Here is a 3,697-nt window from a genome sequence, read left to right on the forward strand (position 1 = left end):
CCCCCACCTCAGAGCCCCCACCTCATCCCCCCACCTCACCGCCCCGCGACGAACCGCGCATGATCCTCCTCCGTCACCTCCGCGTACGCGCAGGCGAATTGACCCACCGCCTCCTCGAACCCCTCGCCCTTCCCGCAGTACCCGGCGATCACCCGTGGGTCGGCCGTGTGCGCGTGCGCCCGCGCCAGCAGCGCCCCCGTCATCCGCGCGTAGTCGTCCAGCTCCGCCGGCTCCAGCGACGCCGGATCGACGCTTCCCTTGCGGTTCCTGAACTGCCGCACTTGGTAGGGGCGTTCTTCGATCGTCGTCCACCCCAGCAGGTGATCGCTGACGACCTGCGTCCGCCGCTGCCCGAGCACCACCCGCCGCCCCTCGTGCGTCCCGGGGTCCGGCGCGGGGAAACCGGCCGTCGCGAGGTGCGGCAGGAGCACCGAGGGGCGCGCTTCCTTCACCTGGAGGACGAGCGCCTCGCCCCGGTGGTCGAGGAGCAGCACCACGTACGAGCGCGTGCCGACGCTGCCCGTGCCGACGACGCGGAAGGCCACGTCGTGCACCGCGTAACGGGCGAGGAGCGGGAGCCGGTCCTCGGCGATCGTCGGCAGCCAGTCGCCGAGCGCCCGCGCGACGGCCGCCGCCTCCGCGTCCCCGACGCGGCGCAGCACGGGCGGCGCGTCCACGAAGCGTCGTCCGCCGTCCGGCGCCGCCTCGGTCGAACGGGCCGCGAAGCGCGCGCTCGTATTGCGCCGCGCCTTCGCCGCGACGCGCGCGAGCGTGCCCGCGAGGTCCTTCGCGTCGGCGTGCGAGACGAGGCTCTCGTCGGCGACGGCGTGCCAGGCGTCGAGCGCGGGAAGCTTCGCGAGCAGCCGCATCGTGTGCCGGTACGCGCCTGCCGCGTCGCGCGCCGCGTCCGCGCACACCGCCTCGCCCGCCCCCGCCTCGCGCCCCGCGAGCACGAGCGAGGTCGCGAGCCGCTTCACATCCCACTCCCAGGGCCCGTACACGGTCTCGTCGAAGTCGTTGAGGTCCATGACGAGTTCGCCGCGCGCGTCCCCGTAGATCCCGAAGTTCGCCGCGTGCGCGTCGCCGCAGAGCTGGGCGCCCACGCCGGTCACGGGCGTGCGCGCGAGGTCGTACGCCATCAGCCCGGCCGCGCCGCGCAGGAAGGCGAAGGGGCTCGCGGCCATCCGCTCCGCGCGCAGCGGCGTGAGCGCGGGCAGCCGCCCCCGGTTCGACTCCGCCACGACCTCGACGGGATCGGGCCGCGCGGGATCGCGCACGAACCGCGCGTGCGCGGCACGCGGCACCCGCTCGCGCAAGGCCTTCCCGTACGCCTTCCCGCCCCCGGCCGCGCCCCGCCGCGCGAAGCCGGCCACCTCAGGTATCCGCCCCGCCGACGCGTCGGCGCCCGCTCCCGTCCGGGTCCTCGCCGCCGTACCCGCCACCGTCTCCGTCATACGCCGACCGCCCCCTCGTCCGCGCGCCCTCCCGTTCCGACGGGTACGGGTTCCGGGCGCTGTATGTGTGGCAGGCACCCTACGACGCGGCCACGCCGCCAACGCCGGGCTCCCCCGGCCCCGTACGTCGCCGCGCGCCTGACGGGACCCGGCCGCGCGCGACAGCGACAGCCCCGGCCCGCACATCGGCGGCGGTTCACCCCGCAGCTCAACGGCAGCGGCTCCCCGCCCCAGAACGGCAGTCGTCCCCGCACCACAACGGCAGCCGTTCCCGCACCCCGACAGCAGTCGCCCCCGCGTCTCAGCGGCAGCCCGCCCCGTACCTCAGCACGCCGCGTCGGCGTCCCCCGTCGCCCGGTGGACCGCCGCGCGGGCCTCGGTGCAGGGGGAGCCCGCTTCCTCCAGGTAGCGCTCCGCCCAGTCGCCGAGCGAGGCGAGGGAGGGGCCGAGCGCTTCGCCGGCCTCGGTGAGGCGGTAGCTGACGCGCAGCGGCGGGCCCTCGTCGACCTCGCGCACGACGAGACGCGCGCCCGCGAGTTCGGTGAGGCGGTCCGAGAGCATCCGCTCGCTGATGCCGGGGATGGCCCGGCGAAGGTCCGCGAAGTGCGCGGGGCCGGGGATCAGCACGGAGACGATCAGCCCGGTCCAGCGTTTGCCCAGGAGGTTGAAGACGAGGGTCATCCCTCTGCCGACCTCGGTACACGCCGCGTCGCTCTCCGTCTTCTCCGCCATGCCCACCAGGGTACTGCCCCTCAAGATGGTGCTGCGGAAAAGTAAGTACCTGTGTTATTAATAGTCGCAGAGGAAAGCTCACGCCCCTCGTCCCGTCTTCGCCACGCTCTCGGCGCGGCCTCGGCACGCCACCGACGCATCCCCGGCGCGTCCTCGGCACGCCGTCAGCGCGTCCCGGGCGGGAATCCGGCGTACCGGCTCGCGTTCCTGAGCCGCCGCGTCCGGGTCCCCACCCGCGTTCCGCCCGTGTTCCGTTCCCGTCCGCCCGGCAATGCCCGGAAGTACGAAGTACCTGGAGTCCCCATGGCAACCCTGCTGCACATCGACTCGGCCCTCGCCCCCCAGCAGTCCTCCTCGCGCGAGGTCGGCGCGGCCTTCGTCAAGAACTGGCTGGAGGCGCACCCCGGCGGCACCGTCGTCTACCGCGACCTCGCCGCGCACCCCGTGCCGCACCTCGGCTGGGACGCCCTCTCCGCCGACTTCGCGCCCGCCGAGCAGCGCACCGAGGAACAGCGCGCGGCCCTCGCGGTGCGCGAGGAACTGGTCGCCGAGCTGGAGGCCGCCGACGCGGTGCTGCTCGCCGCGCCCATGTACAACTTCTCGATCCCCTCGACGCTCAAGGCGTGGCTGGACCAGGTCATCGTGGTCGGGCGCACCGGTGGCGCGGAAGGCACCGTCAAGGGGCTGCCCTTCACCGTGATCGCGAGCCGGGGCGGTTCGTACGCGCCCGGGACGCCGCGCGAGAGCTTCGAGTTCGTGACGAACTACGTCGAGAAGGTGCTCACCGGGATGCTGGGGGCCGAGGTCGACTTCATCGTGCCGGAGCTGACGCTGGCGCCCGTGAAGGAGGAGCTGGCCGAACTGCGCCCGCTGGCGCACGCGAGCCGCGAGCGGGCCTTCGAGGAGGCGGACGCCAAGGCGAAGGCGCTGGCCGCGCGGCTGGCGGCCTGACATCACCCCTGGCGCGGGGCTCGGGGGCTCGACCCCGGGCCCCGGCTCCCGGCACCCACGCCCCGCTCACCCACGCAAAAAGAGGCGGCACCGCTTTCACGGTGCCGCCTCTTACTGTGTGCGCGAGGGGGGAGTTGAACCCCCACGCCCTTTCGGGCACTGGAACCTGAATCCAGCGCGTCTGCCTATTCCGCCACCCGCGCAAATTGGGTGTCTGCCGCCGTGTTGCCCTGGCGACATCTGAAGATTAGCACGCTGACCGGGTCGGATTCATCTCGCTTCCGGTGACCCCCGCCACCCCACCGCGCCCCCGCGGAAACACCGCCGGCGCCCCCGCACACAGCTCGCCCCACGCCCCGGGATCACCCCGTGCCCACGCCGGAAGCGCGCCTCGCGTCAGTGCGCTTCCAAGACCCCGCGAGCACGAGGCCCCCGCCACGCGCCGGGAGGCCCCCGCCCCGCGCCGGTACGAGGCGCCTCCCCTTCGCCAAGCCCCCGCGCGAGGGACACCCCCGCCCCCGCGCGGCAACCCCCCGCCACGCGCCCCCGGCCCCGCCCGG

3 protein-coding genes and 1 tRNA gene are annotated in these 3,697 nt (G+C 74.5%); 1 reads left to right on the forward strand and 3 read right to left on the reverse strand.

Annotated features, from left to right (window positions below; genetic code table 11):
* Window positions 1-35 precede the first annotated feature (35 nt).
* Entirely contained in the window at window positions 36-1,454 is a 1,419-nt protein-coding gene (locus IF99_RS0129910; protein ID WP_031001547.1) for a DUF2252 domain-containing protein, read from the reverse strand.
* A gap of 324 nt (window positions 1,455-1,778) precedes the next feature.
* The gene (locus IF99_RS0129915; protein ID WP_031001549.1) at window positions 1,779-2,186 is read right to left on the reverse strand and encodes a winged helix-turn-helix transcriptional regulator; all 408 of its coding nucleotides are present in this window, start codon (window positions 2,184-2,186) and stop codon (window positions 1,779-1,781) included.
* A 303-nt stretch (window positions 2,187-2,489) separates the two neighbouring features.
* Here IF99_RS0129915 and IF99_RS0129920 point away from each other — a divergent pair, with 303 nt between their 5' ends.
* Window positions 2,490-3,137: an FMN-dependent NADH-azoreductase gene (locus IF99_RS0129920; protein WP_031001550.1), complete on the forward strand. Its 648-nt coding sequence runs from the start codon at window positions 2,490-2,492 to the stop codon at window positions 3,135-3,137.
* 119 nt (window positions 3,138-3,256) lie between these two features.
* Here IF99_RS0129920 and IF99_RS0129925 read toward each other — a convergent pair.
* Window positions 3,257-3,340, reverse strand: a tRNA-Leu gene (locus IF99_RS0129925).
* Between the last annotated feature and the right edge of the window lie 357 nt (window positions 3,341-3,697).

Source organism: Streptomyces sp. NRRL F-5630 (assembly GCF_000719475.1).
Taxonomy (GTDB): domain Bacteria; phylum Actinomycetota; class Actinomycetes; order Streptomycetales; family Streptomycetaceae; genus Streptomyces.